The organism is Enterobacter sp. DSM 30060, assembly GCF_013375955.1.
Classification (GTDB): Bacteria; Pseudomonadota; Gammaproteobacteria; order Enterobacterales; family Enterobacteriaceae; genus Enterobacter; species Enterobacter intestinihominis.
The window spans coordinates 4,288,391-4,304,954 of the sequence record NZ_CP056118.1; the positions used below are offsets into that span (position 1 = coordinate 4,288,391).

Here is a 16,564-nt window from a genome sequence, read left to right on the forward strand (position 1 = left end):
GCAACGCCCATCGCTTGACGTTGCATTCACCTGCGGGAGTAATATTGCACCTAACATGGTCTAAGTTTATTGACTTCGCTCAATTAAAATGTCGTTTTGAAGCAGTCGCAGCATTAGAAAATGCGTAAATTTACAGCCATTTACTACGATGCAACCACCATGCAACACCCCCAATCAAAACCACTAACATGACGCAAAACGTGGTGAAGCCATAGTGATATTCACCGCCGGGGATCCCCCCAAGATTGACGCCAAACAACCCGGTTAAGAACGTACTTGGCAAAAAGACCATCGCCATCAGCGACATGGTATAGGTTCTCCTGGCTAATGACTCCTGCATTACCTGTGCTATCTCATCCGCCATGACCGCCGTTCTGGCGATACACGAATCAATTTCGTCCAGACCACGTCCCAGCCGGTCAGCAATATCCTGCATTCTGCGACGCTGATCGTCATTCATCCAGCTCATGCGTTCGCTGGCCAGTCTCGCATAGACGTCGCGCTGCGGGGTCATATAGCGGCGCATAACAATAAGCTGTTTTCGCAACAACGCCAGAAAACCACGTGGGGGAATTTGCTGATCGAGCAGGTTGTCTTCCAGATCGATGATTTTATCGTGGAGCTCTTCAATAAACTCGCTGGCATGATCGGTCAGCGCATCACATACATCCACCAGCCAGCTTCCGCAATCCGTAGGCCCCGTGCCCTCTTTCAGATCGTTAATGACGTCATCCAGCGCCAGCACTTTTCGCTGACGGGTGGAAACAATCAATCGTTCATTCATGTAGACACGCATTGCCACCAGCTGATCCGGACGCTCATCCGTACTGCCGTTTATGCAACGCAGTGTTATTAACGTCCCCTCACCCATCCGGCTGACGCGAGGTCTGAGACTTTCTCCCGCCAGCGCATCCCGAACGTTGTTGGGCAATAGCGGCGTGGACGCGAGCCACTCGGCGCTGTCCGGGTGCGTGTAGTTGAGGTGCAGCCAGCATGGGTGTTCGTTGTCGATGTGATCCTGATCTTCAAGCGGCCTTGCGCCCCCGCGCCCATCAAGTACCCATGCAAAAACCGCGTCAGGTACGTTAACTTCAGACCCTTTAATGCTCTCCACAGCGCCTCCACCGATTTATCTCTTTCGGTGTCAGTCTAGCTTTCGTCGAGGGTTAAGCAATAATTATGTGAGGCATCATCCTGAATATGCTCAGGAATTCACCACCCATTCGCGGCTTATTAACGCATTATCAGCCTGGTACTCGTTCTTCAGACGGAAATTACGTGTTCGTGTCTGAAGTTCAATCACCTGATTGCGCAACACATCTGACGAACCGTTGAGTTCTTCAACCATCGACACATTGCTCTGTGTTACGCGTTCCAGCTCTGACAATGCCAGCGTGATTTGTGAAATCCCTTTTTCTTGTTCCGATGTTGAGGCGGAAATTTCATCCATCAGTCGGCTCACGTTGCCCGAGCCGGTAACGATGTCGTGCATGTTTTTTTCAGCTTCAGAGACTACGTTAACGCCCTGCGTCACGTTATGGCTGGTGACTTCAATCAATGACTTAATATTTTTTGCCGCTTCGGCGCTACGATGCGCCAGGCTTCTGACCTCACCAGCGACCACTGAAAATCCTTTTCCATGGTCGCCCGCTCTTGCCGCTTCAACGGCGGCGTTAAGCGCCAGAATATTGGTCTGAAAAGCGATACCGTCAATCAGCGAGATAATCTCTGTCATTTTCTGGGCGCAGTCGGTAATTGATTGCATATTGTTCGCGACCTGCCCCATTAACTCTCCGCCTTTACGCGCCTGCAACGTCGCGATATTCGCCTGTTCGCTGGCTAAACGGGTATTGTCGGCATTATTTTTTGTACTTGCAGCCATCTCTTCCATGCTTGCTGCCGTTTGCACCAGCGAAGCTGACTGCTGTTCTGTTTTAACGGAAAGCTGCGCGCTGCGTGAAGAAAGCTGATCTGACAGGGTCATCGCGGTTTGCGAGGAGGCGCGGATCTCACGGACCAGCGTTGCAATGTTGCTGAAGAGACTATTAATGCCCGGGATCAGTCGTCCCGCACAGTTGTTGCCGAATTCAGGGATCGACACGCCGAGATTGCCTGACGTCACTTCTTCAATACTTTTTTTCACAGTATTGATCGGCGTCACAAGATATTTTGTCATATACGCCCAGAGTAAAATTAAGGCGATACATTGTACGATAATGACTGCAATAAAAAGCGAAAAACTCCCTGAAAATAGCGCTATAACTCCATCACTTACCAAAAACACACATAAAAGGAAATAGACAATGAAGGTTCTGACACTAATATTTCTAAGCATAGTTTTTCCTACGACTTTATATTTTTGTGGGCACTAAGGTTTATAGCATTGCCACAGTATTTTGTCCTCACGTTCGTCGTTGGTTTGTTCTTTTGCAGTTTGATTTGAGCAGTTTCGCTTAAGGCAGATAAAAAGCATGATATACGGTAAATATCCAGCTTGTAGTTTGGTTACCGCCCCCCTTAAATATTAGCGCTTACCTATTTAAGAAGGAGTACCGTAGGGCAACATTGTTTAGTCATGCTTAATAAGTTAACGTAGTTAATATATATCAACTACGTTACAGGCTGGCTTACGTTCAGGCCAGACAGTCGACTGACTGGAAAAAATAGTCCTCCGTCATGAGAACATTCTCTTTAACACTTTGATGTCCGCGACGAATATACCAGCCTGTTTCAGGCGCCATGCTTAAATGGTATATCCTCTCCCCCGATATACTGCCGGGGGCATTAATGCACATTGTCATACACCCCTTCTCTGATCCCCTGATGATCTGTTCTGGCATAATGCTGACGCTGCGATCTCCATTTCGCAGAATGACAGTCGTGATGACATAACGACATATACTGCTACTGAGGCTGTAGCCGACCGTACTCAAATCGGTGATATGCTTTTGGGATAACAGGACTTCAATACCAGAACCCTCAAACCAAACAATAATTTGCTGTGCAAGATCATCCATCCGCTGACAAAAAGCCCTGACTTCGGCTTCAGCCGTATTAATATGAATCGGTTTATTTACGTTATTCTGCTGCACTTTCTTAAAAAAACGCTCTCTTGCTGACATGTTAACTCCGTGTTTTTCGCCAGTCTTATTGTTCTTTTTTGTGCTTCAGCAGGGCGTAGCTAACAATCAACTGCTGAAGATGTTGTTCGACCTTGTTTTGCTGCGCTGCTGACCGGGGTTGCCCGGCAGGTAGAGTGGAAAGCAGACGAAGCTGCTCCTCAAGCGGTAGGGTTTGGCTAAATGACTGCGACATGGCAAAAACGTCTGATTTTAGTTCACTCACCGTCATGTACTTCCCCTTCTGTTCATCCAGTGCGTTCAGCTTGTTCGTCAACTGCTGCAACTGCGCCATACCCTGATGCCATCCATTCAGATCTAAATCTGCTAGCGCAGCGATACTCATCTGTTTCTGCCAATGTTGCGCCAGGGGTTTGGCCTCTTCCGGCCACAGCGTCAGCGCCTGCTGCACCAGACGGTCGCCGAAGCTCACTGCCCAGTCTGGTTTCAACTGTAAAAGCTGCGCTAACAGCTGTTGTGTCCTGCCAATCCCCGGTTCCGGTGACGGTGACGTTTGTTGCAGCGCCTCTAATTGCCCTGTAGATAGCCCTTGAGGTAGAGGAGCCAGAGCCGCGGCTAGCTGCGCTTGTGCCGAATCTGGCGCATGCAACATCTGCCATCCTCCTGCGACGACACTGGCTGCCACCAGCATGGTCAACATACCAGCAGCAAATGGCTTCCAGGGTTTCATCGACACCGGAGGTTCTTTAACCACCCCAACGTTCAGCACCGGCTCGGGCTCAACCACATAAACCCATTTACTACGCTCAGTCGGTTCGACGAGGTGAATTTCCGTAGCACCCAATGCGTCACCGTGCAGACTCATGTCCGTATTTTCGCTCTTTTCCAGACGCACTGCTGCGTTCTGCATCATCGTGCGCAGAGCATCAAGCTGAGTAGCATGCTTGAGTTCCATACGCTGCAAGACGTCCCCCAAAGCGCTCAGATGCTCTTCAGACTGATACAGCTGCCCTAAGTCAGCGTACGTCAGCGATAGCGTTCGTACTACCTGTTGCAGTCGCTTGCTGAGTGCACTAAGGATTTCGATTCGCGCATGGACAGGCTGTGGCCAGAGGTTTCCCCACTGGCGGGCTACCAGCGCAGCAAGTACCGCAAGCCCCTCATTCATACCGTACAATCCGGCCAGATGCGTACGGGCGAGCGTATACCAGGCAGCCGTTTGTAGCTCCACACCGTTATGCCCGAACAGTGACAGACAGAGCGTTTCCGCGTGTTGCCAGTTCACATCCGGACGTGCCGGATGGGTGAGCTTGTTCATTTCTTCGCGCAAGGCAGCGTAATCCGCAAGCGTGCGCGGATCCCCGCCGGTTTTAAGTTGGCGTTCAGAATTTATTGTCATAACTGTTTTAACCTGAGTAATAACTAGATGGCGGCTCGTGCATCGAGGTATTGCTGTTGTTTCAGATGACGGATTAATACCCTGCCCTCCGGCATAAATTCCGTACCATATCGAACTAACCCGACCCCCTTCAGCTCCGCGTCAATGGCGTAGCGAAGCTCACCGGCCTGAATCTGTTCCTGCATCACCACGTTAATTCGATTCAGGCGCGGCTCATATTTCAGCAACACGGCCGACAGTGTGGTGATCAGCTGATGGGCGGTACCGGGCATCCCCTGGAGGATTTTTGTCATATCCGGCAGGCCGTAGTCTGGCAGGTGAGCCAGCGTACCAGCGCGGCAGTTGAGGATGCGCTGCATGTTATCGAGTACTGATAAAATCACCTGATTCTGTTCGCTGACCTGGTTGAGGTTCAGGCCACCTGAGAAATTGCCGCTCAGCATTTCATACAGCGATGGCGTATTATGTCCCTTTGGCATCAGTCATCCTTCAATGGCTGTAACGTCAGGTGGTTATTCCCGGCCTCCAGAATGCGCGGCTTATCCGGATCGAGATCTTCACGTTTTAGAACCTGCTTCCAGGTATTGTTGTCCAGGTCCGGGTGACGAAACAGGCCGACTACCGCGACAAACTGCGTTTCTTCTTCCATTGGCATATCAAGATTTGTATCACCACCCGGTTTTACGACCACATCTCGGGTCGCCAGCAGGTCGGCTTTCAGGATGGTTTCGCCATCTTTCAGGAGTTGCTGGTAAACCGTTTTATCGAAGATTTTACGGTCTTTCAGTTGATAGACGCGGACTACCACCGGCTCGGAGAGTGAGTTATTTTCGCGGGAATCGGTGTTTAACGCTTCACGCGCCGTGAAATCCAGGTGCAGCATCTTAATTTTTTTGTAGAACACGGAGTTAAATGCCGATTTGGTGCCATCAGTGATGCCCTGCGTCACCCCGCACCCCGTCAGGCTGAATGCCAGCAGAGCAGGCAGCAAGCTCGCATGTTTAATTGAACTTGTACGTAACACGTCGGTTTCCTTGTTGTGATATTGCCGGCTTCAGGCCGGTGTAATAGCCCAGTTCCGTCGTAAAGGTCGGTGGGATATCGTCTGTAAACTCCCCCTCATCAGCCCCCAGCACGCCGTTCATCCCGAGCCAGAAAGGGCCTTCACCAAGCGGCGGAACGGCAAGAAGTCGGGTCCGGGTGGTCAGGGTGAGTTTTGCCTTAAAACGCCAACCGAGCCAGACACGAAGCATCACCATAAAGTCCTGATACAGCAGACCGTCCGGCTTCCAGCCCAGTGCCTCCTGTTCATTATCCGTCCTAAGCGCAACCAGCAGTTGGCTACCCGCATCCATCGCTTCGTCACCCAGTGGCGTGTTGCCGTCCAACAGAAAATCGTCATCACCGTAAAAGCCCAGTGGCTGACCAATTTCCACCGGCCGCAGGCAGTACGGGCTAACCTTCACGGTGGTTTCCGGGGCCAGCAAAGTCACCAGCGCCTGCATCCCCTCCTGCGTTTTGCCCGGTTGCTGTAGGACACCCAGCAAAGCCAGAAAACGGGATACCGGTGTGGCAATGTGGTCTGCTGTGCCGGGAATACCCAGCCCCACCAGGCCCAGCAGTGACTGCGAGATGCTGTCTGTACCACCGGGTTCAAAGGTGGCAGGATAAGAGTATTTACGCCAGATACGGTAAAACTGCGTCAGAATGCGATGGCTGAAGATATCCAGAAAACCCTGTAGTGCATCATGCCCTTCCCGACGCTGAGCGATGTCATCGAGATACGCCGTCGGCAAGGGTGAGTCGACACCGTACATTCCCATAAAGGTCGTGCGGATGAGTGGTGGCCGGCTGTCATCCTCCTCATCATATTCCACGGCTTTCATCTCACTGGCCGGAAATCCCATCCCCGGATGTGGGGCAAAGCGTACCGGATCATCTCCCGGGTGACTGGTCGAGCCCATCAGCGGCCTGCCCGGGTTACGCTTCTCCAGTAACTGGCATAAACGGTAAAAGTTCATACGATGCAGGTCGGCTTCCAGCCGTGGGCTCAGCCGGGAATACGGCGATTGTGCTTCTCTTCCCATTCCAGGCGCTCTCCGGTAGGTTGCAGGATGATAATCAGTCGGTTAAACAGATAAATGTCGGTGTAGAGCGCAAAGAAACGACTCAGCATCTCGCCAAACAGGCAGATGTCACCGCGCCCGGCAAAGCCATGGCTGTCCAGGGTCACCTCAATCTGCACGCCGCGCACCAGATAGCCCTGCTCAAAGCGTTCGGTTTCACTGTGCTTCACGTCAATGATGGCTTCCAGGCGGCGACGGTTCATCTCGCTGTCGGTCCATTCATACAGCGCCAGGGTACCGCGCAGCACGTCGGCATTATCCATCATCGACAGAAATCCGCTGCCAAGGTGACTCAGCACGCGCCAGTGGAAACGGTCCTGCGCCGGTGGGTAACAAGGTAGCGTCGGCGCGCACAGGTTGCGCACGGCAATGCTGACCGAAGTGGTTTTCATCACCGTATCAAGCACGGTGCTTTGCAGCGCACGTCGTGGCAGTTGACCGTTTGTGCCGGTGAGCGTCAGCGACAGGCTTTCGTCTTCCGGGACGGTATGATTATCAAATGCTTCGCCGCCAAGAATGAGCCAGGTGTTATGCAGGCCGGACGGACCGCGGCGCACGCGGGTGTGGTAGTAATATTCCGGTGCTTCATGACGCATCATTCCTCCCTTATGACGGAAGCTCGAAAACGGCACGTAGGTATGCTGACTCGACGACATCACCGAATCCACGGTATATATCTCGGTATGGCCATCCTGCACGCGCATCGGGCGCAGCATGTATTCGGTTTGCAGAGAATTGAGCGTCAGCGGATCGGATTCCAGCGGAAACAGGTTAATGACCGGCACGCAATTCAGGCGCAGGTGCTTTTCGGTAAAGCTGAAGTCATGCTCCCAGCGTTCCGCCAGCACCACGTCGATTTCAAACCAAGAAAGCTCAGAAGGAAAGATCACGGCCTCCAGCCCGCGCAGCCCCATGAACATAAATTTCTCGCGGAAGGTGAAGTACTCCAGCAGCAACTGGTAACCGCTGAAACTGCTGTCCCCCTTCGGCCACAGCCTGTCATCATCACCAAACCCCAGTGCGGTGAAATACCCGTCCATCGGCCTTCTGTCTACGTCACCTGGCATGCGCAGCCACAGACGCGCCGTATTCATGGTAAAAGCTTCATGCATAGCGCAGGCCAGCGGTGCGTCAGCATTGAAATAGAACGGGATCTGGCTGAGATCGACACGGCTCCAGTCAGCAAGATGGCTACAACTGAAGCGCAGGCTGATGACAGAGCGCCCGTCAGGATCAGTCGACAGGCGGGCATGCTCCAACGCCAGTGGCTGAAGGGTTATCTCTTTAGTTGTGGTGTAGCGACAACGCGTGCCTTTTTCACCGATCGGCCGCGAATTGACCTCGAAACCTCTGGCGATACGCATCGGTTCTTTCATCTCACGCCAGACAGGAGTGAACTCCACCACCGACATCGAGGGAATGGTGCGCAGGTAATGCGGCCACAACAGGCTGACCAGCCCTTCGGTCAGTTCCGGCAGATCGTCGTCAAGCTTCTCGCGCAGGCGGCCCATCAGGAAGGCAAAGCCCTCGAACAGGCGCTCCACGTACGGGTCGCGCGCGCCCGCCTTATCGAGATTGAGCATTGCAGCCTGCTCAGGGTGAGCGCGGGCAAATTCTTCGCCGGCTTCCAGCAGGTAGCGCATTTCAGCGTCGTAATAACGCAGGGTTAAATCATCCATAAGAACCTGAATAAATGTGTTTTAAAGGTATGTCAGTCGCTTTACCCGCAAAGCACCGCACAGCCTGCCGGGTCAAGCGCAATCAGGCCCGCCAGAAGCTGGTCCATCTCTGGCTGAAGCCGTGACTTATCGGTTTCGCTGCGGGCGGCTTTCATGCGCAGCAGCCTGAGGCGGCGCGATTTCACTTCAAACATCAATGCTGGCGTCCATTGCGTGAGGGTGATGGCCTGTGCTGCACCGTCAAGCTCACCCAGCAGATGAAGAGCCAGCTCATTCTTACCCTTCTGCTCCGCCACGCGGGCCATTAGCAGACGCACCAACCATTTGTCTTTTGTGGTGTCGGTGCCCGGGCGCGTTTGCAGCCAGTGGAGTGTGGCATCCAGACCATCCGTGTCAGCTTTCTCCAAAGCTTCCGGTTCAAGGGCCAGAATATCGTTGCCAGTTTCACTCAAGGCATTGACAGGCTCATCCCGCCAGTTGGACATCTCGTCCTGCACGCTCTGGTTTATCCAGTTCAGCGTGACCTCATCAGCAAAGGGTGTGCCGTCATTGAAGGCCAGCGTTTCAAGTCCGGGAAGGCGCCGCAGCAGCCCTTTCAGGTCAGCGATAATGATATCGGCCAGCACATCCTGGCCTGATTTAATCAGGGCCTGATGGATGTACCACTGCAAATCTAGCCAGAGATGATTGGCGCCACGCGAGAAAGTGCTGTCCGCTTGTTCCAGTATCTCCAGCCAGCTCTGTTGCAAATACAGCCGTTTGAGCATTGCCCGCTGGTCAGCCCTCGGCGGTTCGATGCGCGTTTTCCCTTCGGCATCCGGTGCCGGGATCGATCGCAGCGTGTCGTGACGCAGACTTTTCATCAGTCGGTGTGCGGCAAGCCAGCCATCGGGTTGCTCACGCAGATATCCCGTCAGGGTTCGGGCCTGAGCCAGCAAATCCTGACCTGACGTGATGTGGCTCAGCACTGGCGCGTCCTGTTCTGCCGCGTGAGATGCCCACTGCGCGCGTGTTTTACTGCTGGCGTTCTGGGGTATTACCGCATCCACGCCACCGGCTTTCATCAGGCGGGAACCCAGCGCGCTGTACAGGGCACTCAGATCTGGACGTGACGCTTCAGGCTCAGTTTCAAGACTGTCTCGGATGAGAAGCAACGCACCGGTCGTACGCTGGGCATCGTCGCGTACCACTTCTGGCCAGAGTAACAGGCTGTCAAGCAGACGAGAGCCTGCGAGCCACTCCAGTGCTGGTTTACGGCTTCGCTCTCGCTGTGGGTGAAGCTGCTTTCCATAGCGCGTTAGTAATCCCGCAAGTAGCTCAAGCCCTTCAGCAAACCCGGTTTCACCGTCCTGGTGCAAGCGCGCCCAACAATAGTAAGTAGCAACCCGGACATCTTTGGCCACAGTGTTCAACACCTTTTCAGCCAGCTGGCAAATCAGCCCGGTATCAATACTGGAAAGTTTATTGACCTCCTCCCGGATACGCTGGAAATCATCGTCATAACCCGGGTCTTCTCCTGTAGGATTGTTCTCACTGATCGGGGTAAGCCAGCGCTGCCAGCTTTCGGAATGTGACTGCGCCTGCTGTCGCAGCAGGGTTTCATCTGCCTGGCAGGCAACAACCAGATTCTGCAAAGCGTCCATTATTCGACTCCGTCCATGTCACTGTTTTCTGTATTGGTCATCAGCGCCTGCGCCATAGCCGCGCTATCTACGCTAAATATTTGATCTGGCAGCGTGAAGCCCCGCAGTGCCAGTAACGCCAGCGGCCCACTGCCCAGTTGTGAACGCAGTACCCACTGTAGGGTACGACCATCCGGCGCGGTAAAACTCATCATCCACTGACTGCGGTCAAGCTGCTCTCGTTTACTCTCATCCAGCCAGCGAATAAAGCCCCAGGTTCCGCTGTAATCACCAAACAGACGTGCACCCGCATTGACGGTGGTCCATGTCAGCATGGTTCCGGGCTTGTAGGTGTCACCAGGCCAGCGGAAGCTCTGCCAGTCTGCCATCTGGTTGAAGTAGTGTAGCTTTTGTCCATCAATAGTTAGTTGAGTTTCTACCACCTGCGGTACCGGACGCGCCTGTAGTTCAAAGCTGATGCCCTGACTGCCGTCGGTAAACAAGATATCCGATAGCTGGCTGAGCTGATTAATCGCCCGCAGGAAGGCTGGGTTAAAGTTCAGTCCCTGGCTGTTGACCTTATCCGGTACCCACTGGCTGCCCTCCTTATGCAGCACACCGCCGAGTTCCGTGGTCAGGAAGCGCTCAATGCGTCCGCTGTCCTTACGCACAAACTCAGCCAGCATTGGCAGAGAGGAATCACTCTTGCTGACAGCAAATGGGAAACGTCCGTCAAATGCCGTATGCCAGTTCGCCACCACGGAACGACTCCATTTGTCATTCAGGCTCGCTGCCGATGGCTGAAGCACAGTTTCCCAGGCCTGGGTCAGCGGCTGCACAAACATGGTGCTGCCAAAACCACTCCACTCTTCGCCCAGGCTTGCAGCAATCAGGCTGCCGTACTGCTGGGTGTCGGTCAGGTCCACGCTTTTGCCCTGGAATACGGTCTGCGCCAGGCTCTGCATCATTTCCTGAGGGTCAGAGGCGCTGGCGACCTGTTGCAGACGCAGACGCACACGGGTGATACGGGTAAGATACGTTTGCAGGCTCAGTGAATTGTCAGCCGACATAACGTTGCTGCCGTTGTTTTTACCCATAAGTGTTAGCAACGGTCCAAAGGTTTCATCCAGTGGGCCCTGCGGGCCTGAGGCTGACTGGTCAATTACCGGTTTGTCCTTCCCGCCTACCAGGTCTTTAGCCGATTTGATGATGGAGTCCGATAGGCCTTCACTCTTCTGGCCGGCCTGCCCCTGCCAGGCGAGGGTGTTCATCAGGGCAATCAGCGGTGACTGGCGAACATCACTCATCAGCGTCAGCTGGTCAGTGACGTCTGCAATATTGTTTGCCGGATTAAGTTGCAGGCTGTTGAGGAAGCTCAGCCAGCTACCGGCAAAGTCGGTGAAGTAGCGTTCCGTCAGACGTGCTTTCAGTGCTTCCGGCGACAGGTCTGAGGAAACGGTTTTCCGGCTGTCGCTCAGTACCCAGTCGATTTCATCGCGGCGGGAGTTTGCCGCTTTCTCAATGGCCTGCTGAATCCCTCCCTCCCAGGCCTGACGGGTGAACATGCCCGGCACCACCTCATCGGTGGTAAACAGGCGACGGGCATCGGTACCGCCAGTCATGTCCTCCAGAGACACATCGGCAAAGTTACGACGTACGGATTTGAGCATGTTCTCGTACAGCGTACTTTCCGCGTTGCGCCGTCCTATCTGCTGCAACAACACCTGGCGGCTCTGGCTGACCAGTTGCGCATCCGGTGTGGTTTTCCACAGTGGCTGCTTAGGCAGTTCGGTGATGTAGAAGGCCCACAAATCCGGTGACAGGCTTTGCCACAGGCCAGTTGAGATACCTAAACGCGTCGGCTGCACGGTTTTCATGGTTTGCGCGTAGAATGCACCATCAGCTTTATCCGGACGGGACATCATCAGCCAGGCTTTCAGCTGGTCATAACCTGGTTTCGCCATCTGTGTCCGCTGGTCGCTGTTGGGTGCCGAATTGACCAGCGCAATGAGCTTCTGCTTAAGCGCTTCATTTGCCGGATCACGTATCAGACGGTTGTTCGCCACCCCGTACCAGGGCAGCAATGCGTCAAGCAACTGCTGATCATGGTTAAGACCAAAGCGCTGATACCATGGCGCGCCGTCCTGAATATGGTGCAGCAGGCGACCGGCATCATTACGCAAAGCATGCAGGGCCGTCAGCTGGTAATCCGATACAGAAGGGTGCTCCACCAGAGCATGAGCCTGCTGTGCAACAGAAACTATTTGTGACCGGTTGACCGCAAACGACAGCAGCATCCCTCCCCCCCAGACACTGATGATGGCCATCAGTGACCAGGCCAGCGCTCGTTCCCACGGCATACCGACACGACGGCCACGTACGCGGGTGCAGTCGTCAACAATACCCTGCCAGGTTGCTGGCAGAGTCAAGGCATGACGCTGTGATCCATAATTCTCAGCGTCGGCTGTTCCCGCTGACATTCCGGCAGGTTTCTTCTCCGACAGGCTGAACATCAGACCACGCAGCGGGACGCGCTGCTGAGAAACAAAGAACCATGGCTGCAACTGCTGAGCCCAGCGGGCAATAGCACCGTCGTTCAGGTGCTGGCTCAGGCGCAGCAGGAAGTCGTGGCTGCTGTTTTCCGCGACCTGACTCATCCCCTGCGCCCGCAGGGCCGGCAGCATCAGTTCCAGCTGGCGGATTACATCATCTTCTTTTGCGCGTGGTGGAAAGCTTGCGCCTACCGCCTGCTCAGGACGCGTACCCTGCGACCAGTGACTGCTGCACAGTTGCCACAGCCAGACCGGAGCGGAATAACGCAGCAGTTCGCTGATTTTTTCCAGGCCGCGTAAATCGCTGTCGCTGATATGTGGGGTCAACTTAGGCGACTCAGGCAGTACACGGATAATCCCGTCCAGCGGGCGCCCGCGGCGTAGTTTACGCAGCGCGGTGTATTTTTCGCGGTCAGGCTCCGATGCCAGGCTGCCGCCGTAAATCAGCACGGTGCGGTTGCCTTCAAGCCACTGCTGCTGTTGCAGGCCGGGTACCAGTTGTTCAATCGCGGCTTCATCGCCGGTGATTAATAATAACCGGACTTTGCGACGCCAAAAGACTCTATAACGAAGATTAAGGTGCTGTTTTAAATCTGTATAATCTGTGATTGTTGTCATCACATCAGGATTTGTTTTAGTTTCAGCCCCCGAGGAATCCGGTGGTAAATAATTGCGTTGTTTTTTTCTTTGCTTCCTCCGCCAATAAAAAGGAGAGCAAACAGTGCCTAAAAATAAAAAACAAAACACACCACCCCATACAGACATAATTTGGCGATATGCCAGACCATACTTAAGCAAGGCATCCTGATTAATAAACAGCAAAAACGCAGTTATACCAGCAAGGCCAATAATCAAAATAAAATACCCCCAAAATCCATAACGTGCCGACTGCAATTCCTTTTTCTGGGTCATAAGTAATGTTTCCGAGTAATCAAACAAAGCAGCCTGGACTGAGGTGATGCCTGGATAATTAATAATTGATTAGCTTCAGTATTTTGAGCTGCGTCAACCAACAATGCGAGTGAAACAGGGAATGTCATTTCACCGGGAGGACCAAAAGAAAAATCAATTAAATAAAAAGGATGTTTCTCTGGAAGTTTCCACTGAAATCGATCGGCATACTGCATCAATTTTGAAGTAATATCAGCAGTTATGCCAGAAAGCCAAACATGACGTACATCACTCTTATCTATTCGATTGTATTCAAAAAGCATTTCTAAAGCTTTTTCAAGGTTATCATTATCCAGATGCATAACACGGCCTAATCCGGCAAGTACCGGTATAGCATGTCGTTTGGAAAAAGTTGATGATGATATAAGCTGAGCAGAGACCATTTCGCTGGATTGTTTCGGTATACCTGTCAACCAGCATTGGAAGCTAAGAACTAATATCAAACCATCTAAATTAACATTGTCGTGAAATTTTTCAATACACTCAACGGAATAATTCACTTCGGGAAGTAAATCCCATTGTGAAAGAATAATCTGGCTAACGTTATTTTTGTCCCAACTGGAGGGTTGTAATACATAAACAGTATGCAAATATTTCCGATAACCCGGATACTGTTGCTCCAACTGTTTGTCGATCATATCAGATAAAACACGGATGGAACCCCAGGAATGCGACAGCGGTCTAACTTTATCCGGATATGCTGGAATATCAGACAAAGGCCCAAGCAAACTCTCAGCCCCTTTGTCCTCAGGAGTAAGGATAACATTTCCAACCACTGACAACTGTTGTCGACTCCAGTGCTGCCATAATGCCTTTGTTCGTTCAGTTTCCTCTTTCCAGGCAGAAAGAGCAATGCTTGACTGTTCATAACGATTCAGCGCTGCGCCAAAAAGACATAACCATATGAAAAATGCCGGAAGCAGAAGGGAAAACTCTATTTTCTTATATTCATCACCCCCCATAAAGAAAAACCTAAAAGAGCACAAACTATTAACATAGAAATAAGAACAATCCCCCATCGCTTGTATGACAAGTTGGCAATTGTACTTTTTTCGGGTACTTTGGGGATAGGCCACATAATGTTAAGACTCAATAGTATTTTCGATGTGAGAACTAATGACTTTGCATCCACAGGCACAAGCACAGTTATTAACAACAACATTTAACCCATTTTCTGATGCTCTTGAATCTCCTTCTTTTATCTGATTGACTCCGTGTATTGGGCAAGAAACTAAATCACCGACGAGGGCAACCTGAATACCATTGATAAACATTGTCGACGACGCGGCAATAACCTTTCCACCATGAGTGGTATCATCACCCAGGCAAACAATTCCAGACATATCACTCCTCTCTATAAAATCAATTTGCAACACTATGATGACTTGTTACAAAAATATCCTTTCATTTTATTATCGATATGTTTTTAATTTCCGCCGTGTAAAAATATAAACTCAAAACGCGCCGGGACGCACGCGTACGCTACGACTGATCGTGTCCCAGAAGGCGATAATTTCCTCCTTGCTGTAGGAGGTTGGCGGCATGGAATCATTCTCCAGGGTCAGAATAAAATTGGGAGTCTTGTAGCTGGCTGTCATTTCATTGATGAACATATCAAAGCCGTAACGCGGCTCGTCCTGAGATGCCTGTAAACCTGTTGCCAGAAACTCCTGGGCCTGCAGCCCGTTAACACTAAAGGCCCCTTTTCTTTCTACATGACCACGGTACAAGTTACTCTCTATCTCACCTGCTCTCTCCAGCACCGTGTCTTTTTCTCGGGTGAGGTTATCGGTAGAAAGAATAACTCTGATATGTTCCAGTGTCTTACTTTCAAGCCCAACGGAGATATCTTCCTGTTCCCTTGCCGTCGGGTCGGTGGCAATAAACGCATGGGTGATACAGGAACCTGGTTTGGTCGGAATGACGTCATTATCCCTGCCGCTAATTCTCGCCATCAGCGTCTTCATCTGGCTGACATCACTTGCGACATAATTTTGAATTGGATCGCCATTGCGTTGTCTTTCATAACGTGAAGCTGAATCATTGACCGTTTGCTTCTGAAACTTGATAACCACACCATTGGTATAGAGATATCCTTCCAGGATGCGCATTGCGTCCGCAGCACCTCCGTTTTCATTCCGTTCAAAAATAACACCATCCATACCAGTGGGTAACGGCCAGACTTTTTTTAAAAACGGCATATCCCGGGCGTCTATGGTTTTACTGTTTTGTAGCGCCTTTTCACGTAAAGCGATTAACTGCACAAAAGCTGGGTGGTACATTTTCTTTGTCGCCAGGTAGGTTTTATATATATCCTCAGGCCTTGAAATCACCGCCGCCCAGATATTGTTATCCAGCGGTGCAGCGTCATTATAAGCTGTAAAGGAGGATGGCAGGTCGAGCATATAGCGCCCGGCGCAGTAAGGTTTCATTTCAGCGTTTATCTTGTTCATGGCTACCTGCTGTGATGACGTCAGTGTTTGTGGCGATGGGTCATAAGGGCGAAAATAATGACATACCCCAAATCCCAGTGCGAACAAAACAACAAAAATAATGACTTTCCGTTTTATTTTATCCATTGTGGAGCCTCCCTATCATTTATCCGTTATCCTTTCCGGCTGGTCAAAATGCGCCGGGACGCACGCGTACGCTACGGCTGATCGTGTCCCAGAAGGCAATAATTTCCTCCTTGCTGTAGGAGGTTGGCGGCATGCGTTGATTATCAAGGGTCAGTATAAAACCCGGAGTCTTATAACTGGCCGTCATTTCATTAATATACATTTCAAAATTATATCGTGGTTCATCGTTGTCTTCCTGCAAGCCCGTCGCCAGAAACTCCTGGACCTGCAGTCCGTTCACACTAAAGGCCCCTTTTCTTTCTATGCCGCCCCGTGAACGGGAAATATTACTTGTTATTTCTCCCATTCTGTCCAGCACCGTGTTTTCTTCACGCGTAAAGTTATCAGTGGAAACCGCAACGCGTATATTGTCGAAAGTACGACTGATGAGTCCTATGTTAATATCCTCCTGATCCCTTGCCGTCGGGTCGGTGGCAATAAACGCATGGGTGATACAGGAACCTGGTTTGGTCGGAATGACGTCATTATCCCTGCCGCTAATTCTCGCCATCAGCGTCTTCATCTGGCTGACGTCAC

General features: G+C 51.8%; 14 protein-coding genes. All 14 read right to left on the reverse strand.

Annotated elements, in window-relative coordinates; translation table 11 throughout:
• Window positions 1-130: 130 nt before the first annotated feature.
• Window positions 131-1,114, reverse strand: a complete 984-nt coding sequence (zntB, locus tag HWQ15_RS20510; protein ID WP_032624170.1) for a zinc transporter ZntB — start codon at window positions 1,112-1,114, stop codon at window positions 131-133.
• 90 nt (window positions 1,115-1,204) lie between these two features.
• The gene (locus tag HWQ15_RS20515; RefSeq protein WP_080454251.1) at window positions 1,205-2,335 is read right to left on the reverse strand and encodes a methyl-accepting chemotaxis protein; all 1,131 of its coding nucleotides are present in this window, start codon (window positions 2,333-2,335) and stop codon (window positions 1,205-1,207) included.
• Window positions 2,336-2,633: 298 nt separating this feature from the next.
• The gene (locus tag HWQ15_RS20520) at window positions 2,634-3,122 is read right to left on the reverse strand and encodes a hypothetical protein (RefSeq protein WP_022648265.1); all 489 of its coding nucleotides are present in this window, start codon (window positions 3,120-3,122) and stop codon (window positions 2,634-2,636) included.
• Between the two features lie 25 nt (window positions 3,123-3,147).
• Window positions 3,148-4,479 carry a VasL domain-containing protein gene (locus tag HWQ15_RS20525; RefSeq protein ID WP_063149586.1) on the reverse strand — a complete coding sequence of 444 codons (1,332 nt, stop codon included), beginning with the start codon at window positions 4,477-4,479 and terminating at the stop codon, window positions 3,148-3,150.
• A gap of 23 nt (window positions 4,480-4,502) precedes the next feature.
• Window positions 4,503-4,958, reverse strand: a complete 456-nt coding sequence (gene tssE, locus HWQ15_RS20530; protein ID WP_022648267.1) for a type VI secretion system baseplate subunit TssE — start codon at window positions 4,956-4,958, stop codon at window positions 4,503-4,505.
• Window positions 4,958-5,503, reverse strand: a complete 546-nt coding sequence (gene tssJ / locus HWQ15_RS20535; RefSeq protein WP_032624166.1) for a type VI secretion system lipoprotein TssJ — start codon at window positions 5,501-5,503, stop codon at window positions 4,958-4,960. The genes tssE and tssJ overlap by 1 nt, the downstream gene beginning before the upstream one ends.
• Window positions 5,481-6,566 (reverse strand): type VI secretion system baseplate subunit TssG, encoded by a 1,086-nt coding sequence (gene tssG / locus HWQ15_RS20540; RefSeq protein WP_063149587.1) that lies wholly within the window; start codon window positions 6,564-6,566, stop codon window positions 5,481-5,483. The genes tssJ and tssG overlap by 23 nt, the downstream gene beginning before the upstream one ends.
• On the reverse strand, window positions 6,530-8,284 hold the full coding sequence (gene tssF / locus HWQ15_RS20545; RefSeq protein ID WP_063149588.1) for a type VI secretion system baseplate subunit TssF: 1,755 nt from the start codon (window positions 8,282-8,284) through the stop codon (window positions 6,530-6,532). The genes tssG and tssF overlap by 37 nt, the downstream gene beginning before the upstream one ends.
• A 41-nt stretch (window positions 8,285-8,325) precedes the next feature.
• On the reverse strand, window positions 8,326-9,927 hold the full coding sequence (gene tssA, locus HWQ15_RS20550) for a type VI secretion system protein TssA (protein WP_022648271.1): 1,602 nt from the start codon (window positions 9,925-9,927) through the stop codon (window positions 8,326-8,328).
• On the reverse strand, window positions 9,927-13,370 hold the full coding sequence (locus HWQ15_RS20555; protein WP_080454252.1) for an ImcF-related family protein: 3,444 nt from the start codon (window positions 13,368-13,370) through the stop codon (window positions 9,927-9,929). The genes tssA and HWQ15_RS20555 overlap by 1 nt, the downstream gene beginning before the upstream one ends.
• The gene (locus tag HWQ15_RS20560; protein ID WP_255319033.1) at window positions 13,367-14,371 is read right to left on the reverse strand and encodes a hypothetical protein; all 1,005 of its coding nucleotides are present in this window, start codon (window positions 14,369-14,371) and stop codon (window positions 13,367-13,369) included. The genes HWQ15_RS20555 and HWQ15_RS20560 overlap by 4 nt, the downstream gene beginning before the upstream one ends.
• A gap of 120 nt (window positions 14,372-14,491) precedes the next feature.
• Entirely contained in the window at window positions 14,492-14,752 is a 261-nt protein-coding gene (locus tag HWQ15_RS20565) for a PAAR domain-containing protein (RefSeq protein ID WP_072049838.1), read from the reverse strand.
• Window positions 14,753-14,863: 111 nt separating this feature from the next.
• The gene (locus tag HWQ15_RS20570; RefSeq protein ID WP_063216465.1) at window positions 14,864-15,988 is read right to left on the reverse strand and encodes a T6SS immunity protein Tli4 family protein; all 1,125 of its coding nucleotides are present in this window, start codon (window positions 15,986-15,988) and stop codon (window positions 14,864-14,866) included.
• 43 nt (window positions 15,989-16,031) lie between these two features.
• Window positions 16,032-16,550 (reverse strand): T6SS immunity protein Tli4 family protein, encoded by a 519-nt coding sequence (locus HWQ15_RS23360; RefSeq protein ID WP_369806306.1) that lies wholly within the window; start codon window positions 16,548-16,550, stop codon window positions 16,032-16,034.
• Between the last annotated feature and the right edge of the window lie 14 nt (window positions 16,551-16,564).

Coding starts and splice junctions, on each gene's coding strand:
- HWQ15_RS20565 (WP_072049838.1), bottom strand. CDS start 14,752: ATGTCTGGAATTGTTTGCCTGGGTGATGATACCACTCATGGTGGAAAG.
- HWQ15_RS20560 (WP_255319033.1), bottom strand. CDS start 14,371: ATGGGGGGTGATGAATATAAGAAAATAGAGTTTTCCCTTCTGCTTCCG.
- tssG (WP_063149587.1), bottom strand. CDS start 6,566: ATGGGAAGAGAAGCACAATCGCCGTATTCCCGGCTGAGCCCACGGCTG.
- HWQ15_RS20555 (WP_080454252.1), bottom strand. CDS start 13,370: ATGACCCAGAAAAAGGAATTGCAGTCGGCACGTTATGGATTTTGGGGG.
- HWQ15_RS23360 (WP_369806306.1), bottom strand. CDS start 16,550: ATGAAGACGCTGATGGCGAGAATTAGCGGCAGGGATAATGACGTCATT.
- HWQ15_RS20515 (WP_080454251.1), bottom strand. CDS start 2,335: ATGCTTAGAAATATTAGTGTCAGAACCTTCATTGTCTATTTCCTTTTA.
- HWQ15_RS20520 (WP_022648265.1), bottom strand. CDS start 3,122: ATGTCAGCAAGAGAGCGTTTTTTTAAGAAAGTGCAGCAGAATAACGTA.
- HWQ15_RS20525 (WP_063149586.1), bottom strand. CDS start 4,479: ATGACAATAAATTCTGAACGCCAACTTAAAACCGGCGGGGATCCGCGC.
- tssF (WP_063149588.1), bottom strand. CDS start 8,284: ATGGATGATTTAACCCTGCGTTATTACGACGCTGAAATGCGCTACCTG.
- tssE (WP_022648267.1), bottom strand. CDS start 4,958: ATGCCAAAGGGACATAATACGCCATCGCTGTATGAAATGCTGAGCGGC.
- HWQ15_RS20570 (WP_063216465.1), bottom strand. CDS start 15,988: ATGGATAAAATAAAACGGAAAGTCATTATTTTTGTTGTTTTGTTCGCA.
- tssA (WP_022648271.1), bottom strand. CDS start 9,927: ATGGACGCTTTGCAGAATCTGGTTGTTGCCTGCCAGGCAGATGAAACC.